General features: G+C 69.1%; 21 protein-coding genes, 2 tRNA genes and 1 pseudogene. 15 read left to right on the top strand and 9 right to left on the bottom strand.

The genetic code is table 11. From position 1 onward, the window contains the following. Positions 1-32: 32 nt before the first annotated feature. Together serA and ASJ79_RS06585 are read left to right on the top strand one after the other, a co-directional pair. Positions 33-1619, top strand: a complete 1587-nt coding sequence (gene serA / locus ASJ79_RS06590; protein WP_067953929.1) for a phosphoglycerate dehydrogenase — start codon at positions 33-35, stop codon at positions 1617-1619. 8 nt (positions 1620-1627) lie between these two features. Further along, positions 1628-2638 carry a 3-isopropylmalate dehydrogenase gene (locus ASJ79_RS06585; RefSeq protein ID WP_067953928.1) on the top strand — a complete coding sequence of 337 codons (1011 nt, stop codon included), beginning with the start codon at positions 1628-1630 and terminating at the stop codon, positions 2636-2638. A 5-nt stretch (positions 2639-2643) separates the two neighbouring features. Here the strand turns inward: ASJ79_RS06585 and ASJ79_RS06580 are convergent, their stop codons facing one another. Next, complete coding sequence (locus ASJ79_RS06580) at positions 2644-3855, bottom strand: MFS transporter (protein WP_067953927.1); 1212 nt, start codon at positions 3853-3855, stop codon at positions 2644-2646. A gap of 115 nt (positions 3856-3970) precedes the next feature. Here ASJ79_RS06580 and ASJ79_RS06575 point away from each other — a divergent pair, with 115 nt between their 5' ends. From ASJ79_RS06575 to ASJ79_RS06560, 4 genes are all read left to right on the top strand, one after another. Continuing rightward, entirely contained in the window at positions 3971-4759 is a 789-nt protein-coding gene (locus ASJ79_RS06575; RefSeq protein ID WP_067953926.1) for a fumarylacetoacetate hydrolase family protein, read from the top strand. Beyond that, positions 4756-6261 carry a glutamate--tRNA ligase gene (gene gltX, locus ASJ79_RS06570; RefSeq protein WP_067953925.1) on the top strand — a complete coding sequence of 502 codons (1506 nt, stop codon included), beginning with the start codon at positions 4756-4758 and terminating at the stop codon, positions 6259-6261. Before ASJ79_RS06575 ends, gltX begins: the two co-directional genes overlap by 4 nt. A gap of 119 nt (positions 6262-6380) precedes the next feature. Then, positions 6381-6455: transfer RNA gene (locus ASJ79_RS06565), tRNA-Gln, on the top strand. Between the two features lie 61 nt (positions 6456-6516). Further along, a tRNA-Glu gene (locus tag ASJ79_RS06560) sits at positions 6517-6589 on the top strand. A gap of 49 nt (positions 6590-6638) precedes the next feature. Here the strand turns inward: ASJ79_RS06560 and ASJ79_RS06555 are convergent. After that, positions 6639-7340 carry an IclR family transcriptional regulator gene (locus ASJ79_RS06555; RefSeq protein WP_067953924.1) on the bottom strand — a complete coding sequence of 234 codons (702 nt, stop codon included), beginning with the start codon at positions 7338-7340 and terminating at the stop codon, positions 6639-6641. Positions 7341-7378: 38 nt separating this feature from the next. On the opposite strand from ASJ79_RS06555, the gene leuC reads away from it, so the two are divergent. The 3 genes from leuC to ASJ79_RS06540 all read left to right on the top strand — a co-directional run bounded on the left by leuC (position 7379) and on the right by ASJ79_RS06540 (position 10295). Then, on the top strand, positions 7379-8815 hold the full coding sequence (gene leuC / locus ASJ79_RS06550; RefSeq protein ID WP_067953923.1) for a 3-isopropylmalate dehydratase large subunit: 1437 nt from the start codon (positions 7379-7381) through the stop codon (positions 8813-8815). Between the two features lie 25 nt (positions 8816-8840). Then, on the top strand, positions 8841-9434 hold the full coding sequence (leuD, locus tag ASJ79_RS06545; RefSeq protein WP_067953922.1) for a 3-isopropylmalate dehydratase small subunit: 594 nt from the start codon (positions 8841-8843) through the stop codon (positions 9432-9434). Positions 9435-9635: 201 nt separating this feature from the next. Further along, entirely contained in the window at positions 9636-10295 is a 660-nt protein-coding gene (locus ASJ79_RS06540) for an HU family DNA-binding protein (protein ID WP_067953921.1), read from the top strand. An 88-nt stretch (positions 10296-10383) separates the two neighbouring features. On the opposite strand, the gene ASJ79_RS06535 is transcribed toward ASJ79_RS06540, so the two are convergent. Genes ASJ79_RS06535 through cofC form a run of 3 tightly spaced genes read right to left on the bottom strand, consistent with a single transcriptional unit; the run spans position 10384 to position 14261 of the window. After that, a complete protein-coding gene (locus tag ASJ79_RS06535) occupies positions 10384-11313 on the bottom strand; it encodes an NUDIX hydrolase (RefSeq protein WP_067953920.1) in 930 nt (309 codons plus the stop codon). 41 nt (positions 11314-11354) lie between these two features. Continuing rightward, positions 11355-13547 carry an RNA degradosome polyphosphate kinase gene (locus ASJ79_RS06530; RefSeq protein ID WP_067953919.1) on the bottom strand — a complete coding sequence of 731 codons (2193 nt, stop codon included), beginning with the start codon at positions 13545-13547 and terminating at the stop codon, positions 11355-11357. 48 nt (positions 13548-13595) lie between these two features. After that, entirely contained in the window at positions 13596-14261 is a 666-nt protein-coding gene (gene cofC / locus ASJ79_RS06525; protein WP_231750749.1) for a 2-phospho-L-lactate guanylyltransferase, read from the bottom strand. A gap of 53 nt (positions 14262-14314) precedes the next feature. Here cofC and ASJ79_RS06520 point away from each other — a divergent pair, with 53 nt between their 5' ends. From ASJ79_RS06520 to ASJ79_RS06510, 3 genes are read left to right on the top strand one after another with little or no spacing between them, the layout of a single operon-like run. After that, entirely contained in the window at positions 14315-15292 is a 978-nt protein-coding gene (locus ASJ79_RS06520; RefSeq protein WP_067953918.1) for an NAD(P)H-dependent glycerol-3-phosphate dehydrogenase, read from the top strand. Between the two features lie 6 nt (positions 15293-15298). After that, the gene (locus tag ASJ79_RS06515; RefSeq protein ID WP_067953917.1) at positions 15299-16408 is read left to right on the top strand and encodes a cystathionine gamma-lyase; all 1110 of its coding nucleotides are present in this window, start codon (positions 15299-15301) and stop codon (positions 16406-16408) included. A gap of 29 nt (positions 16409-16437) precedes the next feature. Beyond that, positions 16438-17541: a D-alanine--D-alanine ligase family protein gene (locus ASJ79_RS06510; RefSeq protein ID WP_067953916.1), complete on the top strand. Its 1104-nt coding sequence runs from the start codon at positions 16438-16440 to the stop codon at positions 17539-17541. Here the strand turns inward: ASJ79_RS06510 and ASJ79_RS06505 are convergent. Together ASJ79_RS06505 and ASJ79_RS06500 are read right to left on the bottom strand one after the other, a co-directional pair. Then, entirely contained in the window at positions 17538-18104 is a 567-nt protein-coding gene (locus ASJ79_RS06505; protein WP_067953915.1) for a DUF3515 domain-containing protein, read from the bottom strand. The genes ASJ79_RS06510 and ASJ79_RS06505 overlap by 4 nt on opposite strands. Before the next feature lie 10 nt (positions 18105-18114). Then, a complete protein-coding gene (locus ASJ79_RS06500) occupies positions 18115-18357 on the bottom strand; it encodes an Lrp/AsnC ligand binding domain-containing protein (RefSeq protein WP_067953914.1) in 243 nt (80 codons plus the stop codon). Positions 18358-18452: 95 nt separating this feature from the next. On the opposite strand from ASJ79_RS06500, the gene ASJ79_RS06495 reads away from it, so the two are divergent. Both ASJ79_RS06495 and ASJ79_RS06490 read left to right on the top strand, forming a co-directional pair. Next, complete coding sequence (locus tag ASJ79_RS06495; RefSeq protein ID WP_067953913.1) at positions 18453-19418, top strand: thiamine-phosphate kinase; 966 nt, start codon at positions 18453-18455, stop codon at positions 19416-19418. 24 nt (positions 19419-19442) lie between these two features. After that, a complete protein-coding gene (locus tag ASJ79_RS06490; protein WP_067953912.1) occupies positions 19443-20120 on the top strand; it encodes a uracil-DNA glycosylase in 678 nt (225 codons plus the stop codon). Positions 20121-20141: 21 nt separating this feature from the next. On the opposite strand, the gene ASJ79_RS06485 is transcribed toward ASJ79_RS06490, so the two are convergent. Together ASJ79_RS06485 and rpmB are read right to left on the bottom strand one after the other, a co-directional pair. Continuing rightward, positions 20142-20396 carry a hypothetical protein gene (locus ASJ79_RS06485; RefSeq protein WP_156448305.1) on the bottom strand — a complete coding sequence of 85 codons (255 nt, stop codon included), beginning with the start codon at positions 20394-20396 and terminating at the stop codon, positions 20142-20144. 109 nt (positions 20397-20505) lie between these two features. After that, complete coding sequence (gene rpmB, locus ASJ79_RS06480) at positions 20506-20700, bottom strand: 50S ribosomal protein L28 (RefSeq protein ID WP_003928664.1); 195 nt, start codon at positions 20698-20700, stop codon at positions 20506-20508. Between the two features lie 224 nt (positions 20701-20924). Here rpmB and ASJ79_RS06475 point away from each other — a divergent pair. Continuing rightward, positions 20925-21449: pseudogene (locus tag ASJ79_RS06475) on the top strand (DAK2 domain-containing protein); the annotation flags it as partial. Between the last annotated feature and the right edge of the window lie 138 nt (positions 21450-21587).

Below are 21587 nucleotides of genomic sequence, written 5' to 3'. Positions count from 1 at the left end.
GACGCCATTAGAGCCCATTAGGCTGAGGACCCGTGAGTCTTCCTGTGGTACTGATCGCCGACAAGCTGGCCCAATCGACGGTGGAGGCCCTGGGCGACCAGGTCGAGGTCCGCTGGGTCGATGGGCCGGATCGGGAGAAGCTGCTGGCGGCGGTGGCCGACGCCGATGCGCTGCTGGTGCGCTCGGCGACGACGGTCGACGCCGAAGTCCTCGCCGCGGCGCCCAAACTGAAGATCGTCGCGCGCGCGGGTGTGGGCCTGGACAACGTCGACGTCGACGCCGCCACCGCCCGCGGGGTGCTGGTGGTCAACGCACCGACCTCCAACATCCACAGCGCCGCCGAGCACGCCCTGGCGCTGCTGCTGTCGGCCGCCCGGCAGATCCCCGCGGCCGACGCGACACTGCGTCAGCGCACCTGGAAGCGTTCGTCGTTCTCGGGCACCGAGATCTTCGGCAAGACGGTCGGTGTGGTCGGTCTCGGCCGCATCGGTCAGCTGGTGGCCCAGCGGCTCGCCGCTTTCGGTGCCCACATCACCGCCTACGACCCGTATGTGTCCCAGGCGCGCGCCGCCCAGCTGGGGATCGAGCTCCTCTCGCTCGACGAACTCCTCGGCCGCGCCGACTTCATCTCCGTGCATCTGCCCAAGACCAAGGAGACTGCCGGCCTGATCGGCGAGGAGGCGCTGGCCAAGACCAAGCCGGGCGTGATCATCGTCAACGCGGCCCGCGGTGGGCTGATCGACGAGGCCGCCCTCGCCGACGCGATCACCAGCGGCCACGTCCGCGGCGCGGGCCTGGACGTGTTCTCCACCGAGCCGTGCACCGACAGCCCGCTGTTCGAGCTGCCGCAGGTCGTGGTGACCCCGCACCTCGGGGCGTCCACCGCGGAGGCGCAGGACCGGGCCGGCACCGACGTCGCGGCGAGCGTGAAACTCGCGCTGGCGGGCGAGTTCGTTCCCGACGCGGTCAACGTCGGTGGCGGCGTCGTCGGCGAGGAGGTGGCGCCGTGGCTGGACCTGGCCCGCAAGCTCGGTCTGCTCGTCGGTGCCCTGTCCGCCGAGCTGCCCACCAACCTCTGCGTGCAGGTCCGCGGCGAGCTGGCCTCCGAAGACGTCGGGGTGCTGCGGCTCTCGGCGTTGCGCGGCCTGTTCTCCGCGGTCATCGAGGACCAGGTCACGTTCGTCAACGCCCCGGCGCTGGCCGCCGAGCGCGGTGTCGAGGCCTCGATCGACACCGAGAGCGAGAGCCCGAACCACCGCAGCGTCGTCGACGTCCGCGGGGTGGCCGCCGACGGTTCGACGGTCAATGTCTCGGGCACGCTGTCGGGGCCTCAGCTGGTCGAGAAGATCGTCCAGATCAACGGCCGCAACCTGGATCTGCGCGCCGAGGGCGTCAACCTGATCATCAACTACGACGACCAGCCCGGCGCGCTCGGCAAGATCGGCACTCTGCTCGGCGGTGCGGCGGTGAACATCCTGGCCGCACAGCTGAGCCAGGACGCCGACGGCAGCGGAGCGACGATCATGCTGCGACTCGACCGTGAAGTTCCCGAGGACGTCCTCGCCGCCATCGGCCGCGATGTGAACGCCGTGACGCTGGAAGTGGTGGACCTGACGTGAGCCCGTCGATGAAGTTGGCAGTGATCGCCGGTGACGGCATCGGACCGGAAGTCATCGGCGAGGCACTCAAGGTGCTCGACGCCGTGCTGCCCGGCGTGGAGAAGACCGAGTACGACCTCGGCGCGCGGCTCTACCACCGCACCGGCGAGGTCCTGCCGGACTCCGTGCTGGAGGAGCTGAAGGGCCACGACGCGATCCTGCTCGGCGCGATCGGCGATCCCTCGATGCCCAGCGGTGTGCTCGAACGCGGGCTGCTGCTGCGCATCCGGTTCGAACTCGACCACCACATCAACCTGCGGCCGGGCCGGCTCTACCCGGGGGTGCAGAGCCCGCTCGCCGGTGACCCGGAGATCGACTTCGTCGTGGTGCGGGAGGGCACCGAGGGCCCCTACACCGGCAACGGCGGCGCGATCCGCGTCGGGACGCCGCACGAGGTCGCCACCGAGGTCAGCGTGAACACCGCCTACGGCGTGCGCCGGGTGGTGCAGGACGCGTTCAAGCGGGCGCAGCAGCGCCGCAGGCATCTGACCCTGGTGCACAAGAACAACGTGCTGACCAACGCCGGATCGCTGTGGTGGCGCACGGTCCAGACGGTGGCCGCCGAGTTCCCGGAGGTCGAGGTCGCCTACCAGCACGTCGACGCCGCGACCATCCACATGGTCACCGACCCGGGCCGGTTCGACGTCATCGTCACCGACAACCTGTTCGGTGACATCATCACCGACCTCGCCGCGGCGGTGTGCGGTGGTATCGGGCTGGCCGCCAGCGGCAACATCGATGCCACGCTGACGAATCCGTCCATGTTCGAGCCGGTGCACGGCAGCGCGCCCGACATCGCGGGACAGGGCATCGCCGATCCGACGGCGGCCATCATGTCGGTCTCGCTTCTGCTGGCCCACATGGCCGAGATCGACGCCGCCACGCGGGTCGACCAGGCCGTCGCCGAACATCTGGCCACCCGGGGTGACGAGAGGCTGTCGACCACCCAGGTCGGCGAGCGGATCCTCGGAAAGCTGTAGACGCCTTACCGATCCGTCTTGACCGACAGCGGCACCGCCGGGATCGCCAGCAACGGGAACAGCGCACACACCGCGAACGCCACCGGGTAGCCGGCGACCGCGATCAGTCCGCCGAACAGTGGCGGAGCCACCCCCTGGGCGAACAGCTGGCTGGTGTTCTGTGTGCCCAGGGCCCGTCCGCTCCAGAACGGACCGGCGTACTCGGCGATCAACGTGAACGCCAAACCGTTGTCCGACACCGTGATCACCGACGCGGCGACCATCAACGCGATGCTCACCGGTGAGCCCATCCAGTCGGTGACGGCCAGCAGCGCCATCGCGGCCGCCGCGGCGGCGGCGATCATCCGGATCGGGCGCAACCGGGAGGCGATCACGTCGCCGGAGCGCTTGACGAACATGTCCGACCAGCGGCCTGCTCCGATCCGGCCGGCGGCGCCCAGGATCTGGGCCGCCATCACCAGCACGCCCGCGGATTCGGCAGACCAGCCCCGCTCGGAGATGAGCCACACCAGTGTGAACGTCCACACCATCACCTGCGGCACGACCAGCAGCACGGACGTCAGGTGGACGCGCCACAGCATCGGCGAGCCGCGATACGGGTTGGACAGGGCGCTGTGGTCGGCCTCGGCACGCGCGGGCCGGGGCGGGTCGATCACCGCGACGGCGCACAACACCGCCGCCACCGCGCACACGACGGCCGGAAACAGCAGGGCGGCCGAGACGCCCTCGGCTCCGGCGAGCCGGGGGATCACCAGCGCGCCGATACCGACTCCCAGCGGCTGGGCGGTCTGCCGGATACCCATCACGAGGCCGCGCCGCTCGGCGTCGAACCAGCCGACCACCAGCCGTCCGCTGGCGGTGTTGCTGCTCGCGGCCGCCATGCCGCCCAGGAACAGGAAAATTCCCGTCGTCACAAGGGAGTCCGCACCGGCCGCGGCGAACGCGGCCGCCGCGGTCAGCCCCGAGCCGAGCGTCAGCACCACCCGTTCACCCACGCGGTCCACGACGTAGCCCCAGGCGATCAGCGTCACCACCATCCCGAGGCTGGGCAGCGAGGACATCAGGCCCGCCGCCGCGAGATCGAGGCCGCGTTCGCCGTGCAGAGTGGGGATGAGGAACGCCACACCGTTGATGAACACGTTGGCGCACAGGGTGGCCAGCAGCCCGATCGCCAGCATCGACCAGCGTCTCATCGAGGTGATCGTGGTGGTGCCCATGGCGCCATGGTTCCACGCTGTCTCACGGTACTGAACTGTGATCCCAGAATGTGAAACACTGTGGGGTCCGTGCCGTGCCCGCGGCGGCCGATGCGCCGGGCACTAGGCTGGCGGCATGCGTCTCGGACGAATTGCCAGCCCCGATGGAGTCGCCTTCGTCGCGATCGAAGGTCCGCCCGAGGACCCGGGCGCTGCGATCGCCCGCGAGATCGCCGAGCACCCTTTCGGCACCCCGACCTTCACCGGCCGGCAGTGGCCGCTGGCCGATGTGCGCCTGCTGGCTCCGATCCTGGCCAGCAAGGTGGTGTGCATGGGGAAGAACTACGCTGCGCACATCGAGGAGATGGGTGGCGGCACGTTCGAGGACCCGATCATCTTCCTGAAACCGAACACCGCGATCATCGGGCCCTACACGCCCATCCAACTGCCCGCCGACGCCGATCCGGTGCACTTCGAGGGTGAGTTGGCGGCGGTGATCGGGCGCCCCTGCAAGGACGTTCCGGCCTCGCGCGCCGCCGAGAACATCCTGGGTTACACCATCGCCAACGATGTGTCGGCCCGCGATCAGCAGCGCAAGGACGGCCAGTGGATGCGCGCCAAGGGCCACGACACGTTCTGCCCGGTCGGTCCGTGGATCGTCACCGACCTGGACCCTTCCGATCTGGAGATCCGCACCGAGGTCAACGGCGAAGTCAAGCAACGCAGCCGGACGTCGTTGATGATCCACGACATCGGCGCGATCGTCGAGTGGATCTCGGCGGTGATGACCCTGCTCCCCGGTGATCTCATCCTGACCGGAACCCCGGCGGGGGTGGGCCCCCTCGAGCACGGCGACAACGTCAGCATCACCGTCGAGGGCATCGGAACCCTCACCAATCCCGTTGTGAGAAAAGGAAAATCGTGACGACCTCGGATACGGCGAGTGCGCAGGCAGCGGTTCGTGTCAGATTCTGTCCGTCGCCGACCGGGACGCCGCACGTCGGCCTGATCCGGACCGCGCTGTTCAACTGGGCCTACGCCCGACACACCGGTGGCACGTTCGTGTTCCGCATCGAGGACACCGACTCCGCCCGTGACAGCGAGGACAGCTACCAGGCGCTGCTGGACGCGCTGCGGTGGCTCGGGATGGACTGGGACGAGGGCCCCGAGATCGGCGGGCCGTACGCGCCCTACCGCCAGTCGCAGCGTCGCGAGATCTACCTCGACGTGATCGACCGCCTGCTGGCCGCCGGTGAGGCCTACGAGGCGTTCTCGACCGCAGAGGAGGTCGAGGCCCGCCACCTCGCGGCCGGCCGCAACCCGAAACTCGGTTACGACAACTACGACCGTGACCTGACCGACGAGCAGCGCGCGGCGTTCCGCGCCGAGGGCCGCCGGCCCGTCGTGCGGCTGAAGATGCCCGACACCGACCTCACCTGGAATGACCTCGTGCGCGGCGAGACGACCTTCCCCGCGGGGTCGGTACCGGATTTCGCGCTGACCCGGGGCACCGGAGAGCCGTTGTACACCTTGGTCAATCCGGTCGACGACGCGTTGATGAAAATCACACACGTCCTGCGCGGTGAGGATCTGCTGCCGTCGACGCCGCGTCAGCTCGCGCTCTACGCCGCGCTGATCCGCATCGGTGTGACGGATATGACACCGCAGTTCGCGCACCTGCCGTCGGTGCTCGGTGAAGGCAACAAGAAGCTGTCCAAGCGGGACCCGCAATCCAACCTGTTCCTGCACCGGGAGCGGGGTTTCATCCCCGAGGGTCTGCTGAATTACCTTGCCCTGCTGGGCTGGTCGATCGCCGACGACCGCGACATCTTCAGCCTCGCGGAGATGGTCGCCGCGTTCGACGTCGCCGACGTCAACTCGAATCCGGCCAGATTCGACCAGAAGAAGGCCGACGCGCTCAACGCCGAGCACATCCGGATGCTCGACGAAGCCGAGTTCGCCCGCCGGCTCGCCGCCTATTTCGCCGCCCACGGCCACCACACCGGGCTCGACGACGCCCGGTTCGCCGAGGCGGCCCGGCTGGTGCAGACCCGGATCGTGGTGCTCGGCGACGCGTGGGGACTGCTGAGGTTTCTCGACGACGGGTCGTTCGTCCTCGACGAGAAGTCGGCGGCCAAAGAGCTCAAGGCAGAGGCGGTGCCGGTGCTCGACGCGGCCCTGGAGGTGCTTGAGGGCATCGCGTCGTGGGACGTGGCGACCATCGAGGAGGCGCTCAAGGGCGCGCTGATCGAACGGCTCGAGCTCAAACCCCGCAAGGCCTTCGGCCCGGTCCGCGTGGCCGCGACGGGCTCGTCGGTGAGCCCGCCGCTGTTCGAGTCGCTGGAGCTTCTCGGCCGTGACCGCAGCTTGGCACGGTTGCGGGCGGGGCGGGACCACGCCGCGGCGACCGCGACGGTGGAGGCGTGAAAAACCACCCCGAAATCTTTGGTAGTCTGCTCGTCGGTCCGCACAGAAGGCGCGTCACGGTGACACCGAGGCGTGTCGGACCGAAAAAGGGCTTGTGACCAGCGGTTACAAGCAGCCAATGGGGTATGGTGTAATTGGCAACACAGCTGATTCTGGTTCAGCCATTCTAGGTTCGAGTCCTGGTACCCCAGCCAAAGCCACTGATTAGGTCTGCATTCTCACCTGAGCTATGCTTTCCAACCGGCACTAGTTCTAGCCCCCGTCGTCTAGCGGCCTAGGACGCCGCCCTCTCACGGCGGTAGCGTGGGTTCGAATCCCATCGGGGGTACAAGTACTTCTCTGCGCACCTGCCCGCGGTCCCGCGGGCAGGATGCCGGCTACAGCCGGCGCGTCAACGCATCCGCGGCGGCCACCAGGTCCGCCGCCCAGCGGGCGCCCGGGCGCCTTCCCATCCTGTCGATCGGTCCGGAGACCGAGACCGCGGCGATGACGCCGCCGCGGCCGTCGCGGACCGGTGCCGAGACGCTGGCGACCCCCGGCTCGCGTTCCGCGGCACTCTGCGCCCATCCCCGCTTGCGCACCTCGGCCAGCGTGCGGTCGGTGAACTTGGCCGAGGGCAGCACCGCCTGCTGGGTGGCCGTGTCGGCGAAGGCGAGCAGCACCTTGGCGCCCGAACCCGCCGTCATCGGCAACCGCGTGCCGACGGGCACGGTGTCGCGGAGGCCGGCGGGCGGCTCCAGCGCCGCGATGCAGATCCGGGTGGTGCCCTCCCGGCGATACAACTGCACGCTCTCCCCGGTCAATTCGCGCAGCCGCGGCAGGACCACCGCACCGGCCGCCAGCAGCGGATCCTTGACGTGCCCGGCGAGTTCGACGAGGGCGGGGCCCAGCCGCCACTGCCCGTCGCCGTCGCGAGCGAGCAGCCGGTGTACCTCCAGCCCGACGGCGAGTCGGTGCGCGGTCGCCCGCGGCAGGTCGGTGCGCTCGCAGAGATCGGCGAGTCCGCAGGGAGACTCGGCCACCGCGTGAAGCACGGTGACCGCTTTGTCCAACACGCCGATGCCGCTATTCTGTCTCACAAGGAGATACTAGCTTCCCAGATTGTGAGACAGTCAAGATGGCCATCGCGAATCAGCCCCGCACGCTCGCCGAGAAGGTGTGGAGTGACCATGTCGTCGTTCCCGGAACCGGTGAAGGTGCCGCGCGCCAGCCGGACCTCATCTACATCGACCTGCACATCCTCCATGAGGTCACCAGCCCCCAGGCCTTCGACGGATTGCGGCTCGCCGGGCGCACGGTGCGCCGCCCCGATCTGACGATCGCCACCGAGGACCACAACGTGCCGACCATCGACATCGACAAGCCGATCGCCGATCCGATCTCGCGCACTCAGGTCGAGACCCTGCGCCGCAACTGCGCGGAGTTCGGGATCCGACTGCATCCGATGGGCGATGTCGAACAGGGCATCGTGCACATCATCGGTCCGCAGCTGGGGCTGACCCAGCCGGGCACGACCGTGGTCTGTGGTGACAGCCACACCTCGACGCACGGCGCGTTCGGCGCGCTGGCGATGGGCATCGGCACCTCCGAGGTCGAGCATGTGCTTGCCACCCAGACACTTCCGCTGCGGCCGTTCAAGACGATGGCGGTCAACGTCGACGGTGAGCTGCCGCCCGGGGTCAGCGCCAAAGACATCATCCTGGCCGTGATCGCCAAGATCGGCACCGGCGGTGGCCAGGGCCACGTGATCGAATACCGCGGCAGCGCCATCGAATCGCTGTCGATGGAAGGCCGGATGACGATCTGCAACATGAGTATCGAGGCCGGGGCCCGGGCCGGCATGATCGCGCCCGACGAGACGACTTTCGAGTTCCTGCGCGGTCGCCCGCACGCTCCGCAGGGCGCCGCGTGGGACGCTGCGGTGGAGGCGTGGACCCAGCTGCGTACCGACGAGGGCGCCCAGTTCGACACCGAGATCTACCTCGACGCCTCGACGCTGAGCCCGTTCGTCACCTGGGGGACCAATCCCGGCCAGGGCGTGCCGCTGAGCGACGCGGTTCCCGACCCCGAGATGATCTTCGACGAGGGCGAGCGGCAGGCGGCCGAAAAGGCCTTGGCATACATGGACCTTCGCCCGGGTACCCCGATGCGGGACATCTCGGTCGACGCGGTGTTCGTCGGTTCGTGCACCAACGGGCGGATCGAGGATCTGCGCGTGGTCGCCGACGTCCTGCGTGGCCGCAAGGTGGCCGACGGTGTCCGGATGCTCGTCGTGCCGGGGTCCATGCGGGTGCGCGCGCAGGCCGAGTCCGAGGGTCTGGGCGAGATTTTCACCGCCGCAGGGGCGGAGTGGCGGCAGGCGGGCTGCTCGATGTGCCTCGGGATGAACCCCGACCAGCTCGCGCCGGGGGAGCGGTGCGCCTCGACGTCGAACCGGAATTTCGAGGGCAGGCAAGGCAAGGGCGGGCGCACCCACCTCGTCTCGCCTGCGGTGGCCGCCGCCACCGCGATCCGCGGCACGCTGTCTTCCCCCGCCGACCTCGCCGGCGAATAAGCCCACTGAGACCCAGGAGATTGTCATGGAAGCTTTCCGCACCCACACCGGGATCGGCGTCCCGCTGCGCCGCTCGAACGTCGACACCGACCAGATCATCCCCGCCGTCTACCTGAAGCGGGTGACCCGAACGGGATTCGAGGACGGTCTTTTCGCCGCCTGGCGCTCCGACCCGTCCTTCGTCCTGAATCTGCCGCCGTTCGACAAAGGCTCGGTTCTGGTCGCCGGCCCGGATTTCGGAACCGGTTCGTCGCGCGAACATGCGGTCTGGGCGCTGATGGACTTCGGATTCCGGGTGGTGATCTCGTCCCGATTCGCCGACATCTTCCGGGGCAACTCCGGCAAGGCGGGGCTGCTGGCGGCGGAAGTGTCCCAGGATGACGTCGAATTGTTGTGGAAGCTCATCGAGCAGCATCCTGGGACGGAAATCACTGTGAATCTTCAAGATCGAACCATTACCGCCGGAACCATGATGGTGCCGTTCAACATTGACGATTACACCGCCTGGCGGCTGCTCGAAGGGCTCGACGATATAGGCCTTACGCTGCGCAAACTCGAGGAAATCGAGGATTATGAGCAGCGCAGGCCGGAGTGGAAACCGCGCACTCTTCCGGCGTGACCGGGCGGCCGAAAGGCTGAAATCCCGCGCCTGAGCCCCCCTTTTCGCGGGCTCCGTCAGGAGAGTAAGGGGGCCAAGCGGATTGAAAAAAGTTCGCTGAGCGTGCCTGAAATTGCGCGTGGCTCTTGGAAATCAGCAGGCAATGGGTTTACCGTGTCCACTAGTCGGCCCAGAAAGGGCCACTGGTTTCGGAGGTTTTGCATGAACAAAGCAGAGCTCATCGACGTACTCACGGAGAAATTGGGCTCGGATCGTCGGCAAGCGACTGCGGCGGTGGAGAACGTCGTCGACACCATCGTGCGCGCCGTGCACAAGGGTGAGAGCGTCACCATCACGGGCTTCGGTGTTTTCGAGCAGCGTCGTCGCGCCGCGCGGGTGGCGCGCAATCCCCGCACCGGCGAGACCGTGAAGGTAAAGCCCACCTCGGTTCCGGCGTTCCGTCCCGGCGCTCAGTTCAAGGCTGTTGTCTCTGGCGCACAGAAGCTTCCGGCCGAGGGTCCGGCGGTCAAGCGCGGTGTGACCGCGACGAGCACCGCCCGCAAGGCTGCGAAGAAGGCGCCGGCCAAGAAGGCGGCACCGGCCAAGAAGGCCGCGGCCGCCAAGAAGGCCGCACCGGCCAAGAAGGCCACCGCGGCCAAGAAGGCTCCGGCCAAGAAGGCCGCAGCCGCCAAGAAGGCTCCGGCCAAGAAGGCCACCGCGGCCAAGAAGGCTCCGGCCAAGAAGGCCACCGCCGCCAAGAAGGCCGCACCGGCCAAGAAGGCTCCGGCCAAGAAGGCCGCGACCAAGGCTCCGGCCAAGAAGGCCACGGCCGCCAAGAAGGCGCCCGCCAAGAAGGCTCCGGCCAAGCGCGGACGCAAGTAGTCACGTTCACACGGATACGCCGCGGATCTGGAAGATCCGCGGCGTATCTGTGCGTGTCGCTACGACGACATTGAATTCAATTGCGGCGTCACTTCTTCGGGGGCAACGGGCTGCTGATGTGATCGGCGGCGACCAGACGGCCGTCCGACAGCGACATCACCCACGTGCTGCCCTTGCGGTTGCGGGACTTGTCCGGCCGTACCCCGTCGCGTTCGCACCACCAGGAGATGAGGTCGGGGATCACCTTTCCCTGGGTGCAGATCACCGGTGTGGCCGACTTCTCGGCGATCTCGAGGATACGGTGCCGGGCGGCCTTGCGGTCCTCCGCATAGGCCTCCTCGGTCAGTGCCGGCTCGTCGTGGATCACCAGGCCGAGCTCCTCGGCCAGCGGATCGAGCGTCTGGTGGCACCGCACCCGGTCGGCGGCGAACAACTCGTCGGCGCCGAACGCCAGTAGTTGTCCGACCAGGGATTCGGCCTGGGCGCGGCCCCTCTTGTCCAGCGGGCGCTTTCGGTCGTCACCGCGATAGCGCTTCTTGTCGCCTGCGGTGCCGTGCCGGACGATCAGCACCGTCTGGGTGTCGGCGGGGTGCTTGAGGAAATGGCGGACCACCTTGCGGTCGTGCGGGTAACTCAGCAGCGACATCGCGTCCTCGGCGGAGAGCCACCGCAGTTCGTCGACTTCGTCGTTGGGGTGAAAGTCGCCGCCCAGGCAGCGTGCCGCCCAGTACCGGACCTTCTTGGTGCCGTGCTCGACCGGATAGGTGACGGTGGGCAGACGCCGCCCGAGGCGGGCGCGGTAGCCGGTCTCTTCGGCGATCTCGCGCACGGCGGTGAGCGGTTCGGTCTCACCCGGGTCGACCTTGCCCTTGGGTAGGGACCAGTCGTCGTACCGCGGACGATGGACGATCGCGAGCTCCGATGTGCCGGTGCATTCCCGGGGGCGCCACAGCACCGCGCCGGCGGCCAGGATCGGTGACTTCTTCACCACTGCATCCCGTTTGTGCTCCTTCGGCACCTCAACTCCTGCGTGTCATTCACCGGCCCGGAAAAGGGAACCTACGGTTGCCTGTGCAGTTCCGTCATCGACCGCTGGTGGTCACGCACGGTGTGGCCTTCCTGCGGCGAGGCCGTCCAGTGCCCGTCGGGGCCGAGCTCCCAGCACCGGGTGCTCGGGTCGACGGCCGATTCGAAGATGTCGTTCAACTGGGCGGTCAATCGTGGATCTTTAACCTGCGCCATCACTTCCACACGCCGGTCGAGATTACGATGCATCATGTCCGCGCTTCCGATCCAGTATTCGTCGATGGCGCGGAAGTGAATGATCCGTGAATGCTCGAGGAACCGGCCGAGGATCGACCGCACCGTGATGTTCTCCGAGAAGCCCGGTGCGCCGGGACGCAGCGCGCAGATGCCACGGACGACGACCTCGACACGCACACCGGCCTGTGACGCGCGATACAGCGCGTCGATGACCTGCTCGTCGACCAAAGCATTGGCCTTCAAGCGGATCCGGCCCTCGGCGCCGTCCTTGGTGGCGGCGATCTCGCGCTCGATGCGCTCGATGATGCCTTTGCGCACGCCGTACGGCGCCACCAGCAGGTTGCGGTAGGACTCCTTGCGCGAGTAGCCGGTCAGTGAGTTGAACAGGTCGGTCAGGTCGGCGCCGATGTCCGGTGCGGCGGTCAGCAGGCCGATGTCCTCGTACAACCGCGCGGTCTTCGGGTTGTAGTTACCGGTGCCCACATGGCAGTAGCGCCGGATCGTCGACCCCTCACGGCGTACCACCAGACACGTCTTGCAGTGTGTCTTCAGGCCGATCAGGCCGTACACCACGTGCACACCGGCCTGTTCGAGTGCGCGCGCCCACTTGATGTTCGCCTGTTCGTCGAACCGGGCCTTGATCTCCACCAGCGCCACCACCTGCTTGCCGGCCTCGGCGGCGTCGATGAGCGCGTTGACGATCGGGGAGTCGCCTGAGGTGCGGTACAGCGTCTGCTTGATCGCGAGCACATTGGGATCGGCTGCCGCCTGCTCGATGAACCGTTGCACGGTGGTGGAAAACGAGTCGTACGGATGGTGCACCAGCACATCGCCGTCGCGCAGCGCCGAGAAGATGCTCTTGGGTGTCTCGCGTTCACCGAACGCCGACGGGGTGGCGGGCACGAACGGCGGATCCTTGAGCGCGGGCCGGTCCACCCCGTAGATCTGCCACAGCGAGGACAGATCCAGCAGCCCGGGCACTTCGACCACATCTCCGGGTGCGACGTCGAGTTCACGCAGCAGCAGCTCCAGCATGCTCTCGGTCATGTCGTCGGAGACCTCGAGGCGGACCGGGGATCCGAAGCGGCGGCGGGCCAACTCCCGCTCCAGCGCCTGCAGCAGATCCTCGTCGCGGTCTTCCTCCACCTCGAAGTCCGCGTTGCGGGTGATCCGGAACGCGTGGTGCTCCACGATCTCCAGCCCGGGGAACAACACCGGCAGGAATGCGGCGATCAGCTCCTCCATCGGGAGGAAACGCACCGTGCCCGGCGTGTCCTCCCGGCAGGCCAGCTCGACGAAGCGGTCGACGTTGTCGGGCACCTTGATTCGGGCGAAATGCTGTCCACCGTCGTCGGGATGTCTGACGGTGATCGCGAGATTGAGGCTCAACCCACTCACGAACGGGAACGGGTGCGCCGGATCGACGGCCAGTGGGGTCAGCACCGGGAACACCTGTTCGTGGAAATAGGTGGAGAGCCTGCCGCGTTCGGCCTCGTCGAGTTCGGCCCAGGTGACGATGACGATGCCCTCCCGGGCCAGCGCGGGCCGCACCGAGCCCAGGAAGACGTGCGCATGCCGGCTGGCGATCTGCTGGGTGCGTTCGCTGATGCGGCGCAGCTGTTCACGCGGTGACAGGCCGTCCGCCGACCGCACCGACAGCCCCATCTCGTCACGGCGTTTCAGCCCGGCCACGCGCACCATGTAGAACTCGTCGAGATTGGACGCGAAGATCGCCAGGAACTTGGCGCGTTCCAGCAACGGCAACGACGGATCTGCCGCGAGGGCGAGCACGCGGGCGTTGAAATCCAGCCAGCTCAGTTCTCGGTTCAGGTAGCGGTCTTCGGGAAGGGGGTTCTCGACCGGGGAAGAGGTCGCCGCAGGCGGCGCCACGGGTGCCGAATCCGGCGGTATCGCGACCGGCGACGGCGGGACCGTCTCCGATGCCTCGGAGGGCTCCGCCTGGTCCTGCCGAGTCTGGGCTTCGGTCATATCTGTCGATGATTCCCTATACCCGGGTGCCTCTGCCACCGAGATGGGTCACGGATTCACGACGCGGCCGATGGCCAGCGCTGTCGCCGGACCGACGCCGAGCTCACGTGCGGCGAGCAGATCCTCGGGGGTGTCGATGTCCGAGCGCAGGCCGGGCCACGACCCGGCCAGTTCGACCGCTCCGGAACGGCGATGACGCCGTGCGGAGTCGGGTCCGAAACGCGGGTCGAGCGCGACGCCGAAGGCGAACAGTGCCGAGGTGCCCGTACCGTGCCGGTCGGCGACGAAACTGCGCGGGTGCGCCCGGGCCGCGTCGATCGCCTCGACGAGCTCGCGGGTCTGGACCGCAGGCAGATCACCTTGCAGGACAACGACATTCGGAGTCTCTCGCCGGATGACGGCTTCGGCCGACGACAATGCGTTGTTCAGCGGGTCCCGATGGCCCGCCGGTGTCGGGTCGGCCAGCACCCGGGCGCCCAGCTGCCGGGCGGCGTCGGCGGCATCGCGGTCGGGGGTGACGATGAGCACCGACCGCAGCGCCGGCACGGCCATCGCCGCGCTGACGGTGTCGACGAGCATGGCCAGCACGACGTCCTCGCGGGCCGCCGCCGAAAACATCGGCGCCAGCCGTGTCTTGGCCGCCGTGAGCCGCTTGACCGCGATCACCAGACCGACGTCGGCGTGGTCGTTGTTCATGCCGCTCACGAGCGCCATCCTGCCAGTCGCTTATTCCCGGTTAATCTGAAGCCGTGGTAGAGGCGGCGGTGATGGGGGCCGGGGCATGGGGAACGGCCCTGGCGAAAGTGTTGGCCGATGCCGGCAACAACGTGATGTTGTGGGCGCGCCGGGCCGAACTGGCCGACGAGATCAACCGGACCCATCGCAATCCCGGTTATCTCGACGCCGCGCTGCCCGAATCGATCAAGGCGACCAGCGATCCCGCCGAAGCGCTCGCCGGCGCGTGTACGGTGCTGCTGGCCGTCCCGTCGCAGACCCTGCGGAGCAACCTCGAACTGTGGAAAGACCATCTCGAGGCCGACGCCTCGCTGGTCAGCCTGGCCAAGGGCATCGAACTGGACACGCTGATGCGGATGAGTCAGGTCATCGCGCAGGTGACCGGAGCCGACCCGGCGCGGATCGCGGTGGTCACCGGGCCGAACCTGGCCAGTGAGATCGCCGACGAGCAGCCTGCGGCCACCGTCGTCGCGTGCAGCGACTCCGGCCGGGCGGTGGCCCTGCAACGGGCCCTGGCCACCGGGTATTTCCGGCCTTACACCAACGCCGACGTCATCGGCGCCGAGGTCGGCGGCGCCTGCAAGAACGTCATCGCGCTGGCCTGCGGGATGGCGGCGGGAGTCGGGCTCGGTGAGAACACCGCCGCGGCCATCATCACCCGCGGGCTGGCCGAGATCATGCGGCTCGGAATCGCGTTGGGCGCCAAGCCCGCGACACTGGCCGGGCTTGCCGGGATCGGTGATCTGGTCGCCACCTGTACCTCCCCGCACTCGCGGAACCGGTCCTTCGGGGAGCGGCTCGGCAAGGGCGGCACCATCGCGGCCGCGCGGGAGGCGACCGGCGGCCATGTCGCCGAGGGCGTCACCTCGTGCCGGTCGGTGCTGGCGCTGGCGTCCAGCTACGACGTCGAGATGCCGCTGACCGAAGCCGTCCACCGGGTCTGCCACAAGGGGTTGTCCGTCGACGACGCGGTGGCCCTGTTGCTCGGGCGCACCACCAAGCCGGAGTGAGGGCAGATGGCCGGCACCTACGGAGACTCCACCCGGAGCGTCAAAGCTGTTGGGGGAGAACATGTTCCGGGAAGGCCGGTGGCGCCTCCGCCGGTGCCGGCGGCGGCCTACCACCTCACCGCCGACGAAGACGACTCCCTTGACAGCTACGGCCGGAAGTCCAACCCGACGTGGCGGCAACTGGAATCGGCGCTCGCTCAGCTCGAAGGCGCCGCCGGCGCGCTGACCTTCGGTTCCGGAATGGCGGCGCTGACGGCGGTGCTGCGGATCGTCGCCGAGCCGGGTCACACCCTCGTGGTGCCCGCCGACGGCTACTACCAGGTGCGCGCCTACGCCGACGAGTACCTCGCGCCGCGCGGCGTCACCGTCGTCCCGGCGCGGTGTGCCGAGATGTGCGAGGCCGCCCGCGGGGCGGATGTGGTGCTGGCCGAGACTCCGTCGAATCCCGGCCTCGACGTCGTCGACCTGCACCGGTTGGCGATGATCTGCCGGTCACGTCGGGCCTTGCTCGTCGTGGACAACACCACAGCCACCCCGTTCGGTCAGCAGCCGCTGTCTCTCGGCGCCGATCTGGTGGTGGCCAGCGCCACCAAGGCCCTCGCCGGCCACCACGACGTGCTTGCCGGCTACGTCGCGGGCAGCCACCCCGAACTCTTGGAGCGGATCGGGCGGGAGCGGCTGCACGCCGGACCGATCCTCGGCGCGTTCGAGGCGTGGCTCGTGCTGCGCAGCCTCGGCAGCGCCGGGTTGCGGTTCGACAGGCAGTGCCAGAACGCGGCGGCACTGGCGCTGATGCTGCGTTCCCACCCGGCCGTACGTTCGGTGCGGTATCCCGGCCTGCCCGAAGATCCTTCCCACGCCGTCGCGTCGGCCCAGATGCGGCGGTTCGGCGGAATCGTCGCCGTCGAACTGGCCGACGCCGAGGCGGTGCACGAGCTGGTCCGCAGAAGCGCGCTGCTGGTCGCGTCCACGAGTTTCGGCGGGATCCACACCTCCGTCGACCGCCGGGCCCGCTGGGGCGACCCGGTCTCCGAGGGCTTCGCCCGGATCTCGCTGGGCATCGAGGACACCGACGATGTGGTCGACGATGTCCGTCAGGCACTCGGAGCCGCATGAGACCGCCGGGCCGGTAGCCTCTCTAGGTTGTGACTGCCCGCATCCGAGTCGCCGTCGTCTACGGCGGACGCAGCTCCGAGCACGCGATCTCGTGTGTTTCCGCAGGCAGCATCCTGCGTAACCTCGACCCGCAACGGTTCGAGGCGGTTCCCGTCGGCATCACACCGGAAGGGTCGTGGGTGCTCACCGACGGGCGGCCCGAGACCCTGGCGATCACCGACGGTGCGCTGCCCAACGTCGACGCCTCGGCCGGCACCGAACTGGCGCTGGCCGCCGATCCGGGCCGACGCGGTCACCTGGTCTCTCTGGGGGAGGCCGCCGGAGACCTGCTGGCCGCGGTCGACGTGGTGTTCCCGGTGCTGCACGGGCCCTACGGCGAGGACGGCACCATCCAGGGGCTGCTCGAGCTCGCCGGAGTTCCGTACGTGGGTGCCGGGGTGCTGGCGAGCGCGGCCGGCATGGACAAGGAATTCACCAAGAAACTGCTCGTGGTCGCCGGTCTGCCGGTCGGCGACCACGTCGTCCTGCGCCCGCGTGCGGCCACCGTGTCGCTGGAAGACCGTGAGCGGCTGGGGCTGCCCGTGTTCGTCAAGCCGGCCCGCGGTGGCTCGTCGATCGGCGTGAGCCGCGTCACGGCCTGGGATCAGCTGGACGCCGCGGTCGAGGTGGCCCGGCGGCACGACCCCAAGGTCATCGTCGAAGCGGCCGTGCCCGGCCGTGAACTGGAGTGCGGGGTGCTGGAGTTCCCGGACGGCCGCGTCGAGGCCAGCACCGTCGGGGAGATCCGGGTGGCCGGGGTGCGCGGCAGGGAAGACGGCTTCTACGACTTCGAGACGAAGTACCTCGACGACGCCGCCGAGCTGGACGTTCCGGCGAAGGTCGACGACAGCGTCGCCGACGAGATCCGCGCCCTGTCGATCGCGGCGTTCAACGCCGTCGACTGCCAGGGCTTGGCCCGGGTGGACTTCTTCCTGACCGACCACGGACCGGTGATCAACGAGATCAACACGATGCCGGGCTTCACCACGATCTCGATGTATCCGCGGATGTGGGCGGCCAGCGGCGTCGACTACCCGACCCTGCTGGCGACGATGGTCGAGACCGCCGTGGCCCGCGGCACCGGTCTGCGTTAGCGGGGCGGTACCGCGACAGGCGCCGGATCCGGTGGGCGGGTCGCCAGACTGTCCGTGATCGACTGCGAGAGAACCTGGATCGGCGTCGGACCCGACTCCGCCGGCAGTGTCAACGCCACGTAGACGGGCCGGTCCACGGCGAACCAGGTGCTCCGCGAATCGGGAGCCTCCGCGGTGTCCTGGACCCGGAACCACTGGACCGCGTCCACCACCTGCACCGGCGCGCCGGTCACGAACTCGGCAGGCCTGTCCAGACCACACCGCAGGATCAGCGCTTCGCCGCCGTGCTCAGGCCGCCACGCGGCCGTCCCGGGCGGCGCAGGCTCCAGCACGGGGGCGCGGCGGTAGTCGCCGAGTTCGTCGGGCAGCACTTCGAGTAGGGCCGCGCACTCCGGACCCCGGGCCTGCGGGGCGGGCAGTGCCGTGATGGCGACGGGCTGCTGCGTCGGTGAGCGCTGCAGCACCGCGACCGTGACGATCACCGCGACGACCGCGCCGACGGCGATGATCAGCGCGGCGATCAGCGCCGCCCTCGGCGGACCGTCGGTGGTCTGGCTGCTCACGGCCCAAACTCTAGGGCTGCGCTCCACCGGCGATCGGACAGGTCAGCGTCCGGGTGATCCCGGCGACCTGCTGCACGCTGGGCACGATCGTCGACTTCAACTCGTCCAGCGACGCCGCGCCGACCCGCACCACCACGTCGTACGGGCCGGTCACGTACTCCGAGGACAACACACCGGTGAGCCCGGCGAGCTGTTTGGCGATCACTTCGGCGCGGCCGACCTCGGTCTGGATGAGAACGAAAGCCTCGACCACTGGCGAAATCCCTTCGATGGCTGCATAGACTCCACGCCGCAGGGACCAAACGTACCGCAGGTCCGTCCAGCGTTCAGGACGGCGAGAGGATCACGATGACGCACGAAGACGCCCACGACACGCTGTCGGGGTCGGGCGAATTCGCCGTCATCGACCGCCTGGTGGCGGGTCGGCGCCAGCCGCCGTTCGTCACACTCGGCCCGGGCGACGACGCGGCGGTGGTCGCCGCAGCCGACGGCCGGGCCGTGGTGTGCACCGACATGCTCGTCGAGCACCGGCATTTCCGGCTCGACTGGTCCTCCCCTCATGACGTCGGGCGAAAAGCCATTGCGCAGAACGCGGCTGACATCGAGGCGATGGGTGGCCGGACCACCGCGTTCGTCGTCGGATTCGGCGCACCCGGCGACACCCGCACCGTGAGCGCGGTGGAGTTGGCCGACGGAATGTGGCATGAGGCCGGGGCGTTGGGGGCGGGCATCGTCGGCGGAGATGTCGTCGCGGCCCCGCAGTGGGTGATCTCGGTGGCGGCGCTGGGTGACCTCGGCGGACGGGACCCGGTGCGCCGCGACGGGGCCAGGCCCGGCGACACCGTGGCCGTGGCCGGCGATCTCGGGCGCTCTCAGGCCGGATTCATGCTGTGGCACAAGGGAATCGATCGGCATGTCGCGCTCCGTCGACGCCACCTGGTGCCCGAGCCGCCCTACGGGCAAGGGGAGATCGCATCCCGGGTGGGCGCCACCGCGATGACCGACGTCTCCGACGGTCTGCTGGCCGATCTCGGGCACATCGCGTCCGCGTCGAAGGTGCACATCGATCTCGCGACCGGCGCGTTGCGCGCCGACCTCGACGCGCTGGCCGGGGCGGCGGCCGACACCGGCGCTGACGCGCTGCAGTGGGTGCTCGGGGGTGGGGAGGATCACGCGTTGGTGGCGACGTTCCCCGGCGCCGTACCGCCGGGCTGGCGCGTGATCGGCACCGTCTCGGCGGCCTCCCCCGGCGCGCCGGGCGTGACGGTTGACGGCGCGCCGTGGCGTGGAGACCCGGGCTGGCAGTCCTTCTGAGGACGCCCGCTATGTTGGCCTCTCGTGACAGCACGTCCTCTGCGGGAGTTGGTCGACGACGGTTGGGCCGAGGCGCTGGCCCCGGTCGAAGCCCAGGTGGCACAGATGGGGGAGTTCCTGCGCGCGGAACTCGCCGCCGGACACCGGTATCTGCCGTCCGGTGAGAACGTGCTGCGGGCGTTCACCTACCCGCTGGAGAAGGTGCGGGTGCTGATCGTCGGGCAGGATCCGTACCCGACCCCGGGTCACGCCGTCGGGTTGAGCTTCTCGGTCGCGCCGGACGTGCGGCCGCTGCCGCGCAGCCTCGACAACATCTTCAAGGAGTATCAGGCCGACCTCGGCCATCCGGCACCGGCGTGCGGCGACCTGACGCCGTGGTGCGAACAGGGCGTCATGCTGCTCAACAGGGTGCTGACGGTGCGACCGGGCACGCCGGCGTCACATCGGGGCAAGGGGTGGGAAGCGGTCACCGAGTGCGCCATCCGTGCGCTGGTGGCCCGCCGCCGGCCGTTGGTGGCCGTGCTGTGGGGCAGGGACGCCGCGACGCTGCGCCCGATGCTGGGTGACACCGCGGTCATCGAGTCCCCGCATCCGTCGCCGCTGTCGGCGTCGCGCGGATTCTTCGGGTCGAGACCGTTCAGCCGCGCCAACGACCTGCTCGGGCGGATGGGCGCCGAGCCGGTCGACTGGCGGCTGCCGTAGTGACGGTGTGCGGTCCCGTGGTCAGGGAGCCGGGCTCGTCGTGATCTCCGGCATCTCGGGCGACGGGATGTCGATGTTCGGGGACGGAATCTCGATCGTGTTCTCGCCCTCGGTCGGTGTCGTCGTCTCGGTGGTCGTCATCTCGGTGGTCGTCTCCGTGGGCGACATCTCGCCGTCGGATGCGTCGTCACCCCCGCAGCCGACCAGGAGCCAGCCGGCGGCGAGTGCTCCGGAAACTGCGACAAGGATCGAACGGGACAGTCCAGCGCGGCTCATCGTCGAGACCATTCCTTCCTGGCAGGGCCCGGTGCCCGGCCACGGAATGGGCCGTACCCGACAGCCCCATCTCTAAACCGGGGACCGTCGGCGCAGGTACTGCGAGAATCTAGCCGCGCGCGACCTTGCCGGCCTTCAGGCACGACGTGCACACGTTGACACGGTGCTTGTTCCCGCCCGGACCCGACACGGCGCGCACGGACTGGATGTTCGGGTTCCACCGACGGCTGGTCCGGCGATGGGAGTGCGACACCGACTTGCCGAAGCCGGGGCCCTTCCCGCAGATCTCGCACACGGCAGCCATGTTGAAACTCCTCGAATCGGTACTCAGGGGTCTTAGGTCGGGGTCTGGATTCCTCCGGCCACCTCGGGGGCGGCGCGACCCGACAACCTGATCAGGATACCGGCCGTCGCGGGGATCACCAAAACCCGGCACACGCGGCGTGCACAGGGCTCATCCTGCACGCTTCGTGCTGTCCCCGCCACTGGCTAGGCTGACGCCGACGTCGGAAGCAGTGTGGAGGTGGGATGTCGGCTCGGCGCCTCGATGCGTCCGCCCTGCGGCGCTGGGCCCATGCTGCCGTCGCCGACCTCATCAGCCACACCGACGAGATCAACCGGCTCAACGTCTTCCCGGTCGCCGACGCCGACACCGGCACGAACATGCTGTTCACCATGCGCGCCGCGTGGGCGCAGGCCGAGACCGTCGTCCACGCCGACGTCACCGCCGTCGCCGCGGCGCTGGCCGACGGCGCGTTGCGGGGCGCCCGCGGCAACTCAGGGGTCATCCTTTCGCAGATCCTGCGGGCCCTCGCCGAGGTCACCGCGGCCGCCGCCGAGGAGCGCAACGGCGTGCTGACCGAGATCAGCGGCGCCCTGCTGAGCACGTCGCTGCGCCACGCCATGACCCTGGTCGTCGCGTCGATGGGGGAAGCCGTACCGGGCACGATCGTCTCGGTGCTGCACGATGCCGCCGAGGCCGCCGAGGACGCGGCGTCGGCGCAGGCCAACTGCGAGGTCGTCCGGTCCAGCGCGGCACCGGCGGCGTGTGCGCACGCGCCGACGACCTGCTGAGCACGTCGCTGCGCCACGCCATGACCCTGGTCGTCGCGTCGATGGGGGAAGCCGTACCGGGCACGATCGTCTCGGTGCTGCACGATGCCGCCGAGGCCGCCGAGGACGCGGCGTCGG

It is taken from the genome of Mycobacterium sp. NAZ190054, assembly GCF_001545925.1.
Classification (GTDB): domain Bacteria; phylum Actinomycetota; class Actinomycetes; order Mycobacteriales; family Mycobacteriaceae; genus Mycobacterium.
The sequence above is the reverse complement of the archived record's forward strand: the minus strand, read 5'-3'. Positions and strand labels throughout refer to the sequence as shown.

Bases quoted from the DNA above. Each gene is read 5' to 3' on its own strand.
- ASJ79_RS06585 (WP_067953928.1), top strand. From the start codon at position 1,628: ATGAAGTTGGCAGTGATCGCCGGTGACGGCATCGGACCGGAAGTCATC.
- ASJ79_RS06580 (WP_067953927.1), bottom strand. From the start codon at position 3,855: ATGGGCACCACCACGATCACCTCGATGAGACGCTGGTCGATGCTGGCG.
- ASJ79_RS06575 (WP_067953926.1), top strand. From the start codon at position 3,971: ATGCGTCTCGGACGAATTGCCAGCCCCGATGGAGTCGCCTTCGTCGCG.
- leuC (WP_067953923.1), top strand. From the start codon at position 7,379: ATGGCCATCGCGAATCAGCCCCGCACGCTCGCCGAGAAGGTGTGGAGT.
- leuD (WP_067953922.1), top strand. From the start codon at position 8,841: ATGGAAGCTTTCCGCACCCACACCGGGATCGGCGTCCCGCTGCGCCGC.
- ASJ79_RS06540 (WP_067953921.1), top strand. From the start codon at position 9,636: ATGAACAAAGCAGAGCTCATCGACGTACTCACGGAGAAATTGGGCTCG.
- ASJ79_RS06530 (WP_067953919.1), bottom strand. From the start codon at position 13,547: ATGACCGAAGCCCAGACTCGGCAGGACCAGGCGGAGCCCTCCGAGGCA.
- cofC (WP_231750749.1), bottom strand. From the start codon at position 14,261: ATGGCGCTCGTGAGCGGCATGAACAACGACCACGCCGACGTCGGTCTG.
- ASJ79_RS06520 (WP_067953918.1), top strand. From the start codon at position 14,315: ATGGGGGCCGGGGCATGGGGAACGGCCCTGGCGAAAGTGTTGGCCGAT.
- ASJ79_RS06515 (WP_067953917.1), top strand. From the start codon at position 15,299: ATGGCCGGCACCTACGGAGACTCCACCCGGAGCGTCAAAGCTGTTGGG.
- ASJ79_RS06495 (WP_067953913.1), top strand. From the start codon at position 18,453: ATGACGCACGAAGACGCCCACGACACGCTGTCGGGGTCGGGCGAATTC.
- ASJ79_RS06485 (WP_156448305.1), bottom strand. From the start codon at position 20,396: ATGAGCCGCGCTGGACTGTCCCGTTCGATCCTTGTCGCAGTTTCCGGA.
- rpmB (WP_003928664.1), bottom strand. From the start codon at position 20,700: ATGGCTGCCGTGTGCGAGATCTGCGGGAAGGGCCCCGGCTTCGGCAAG.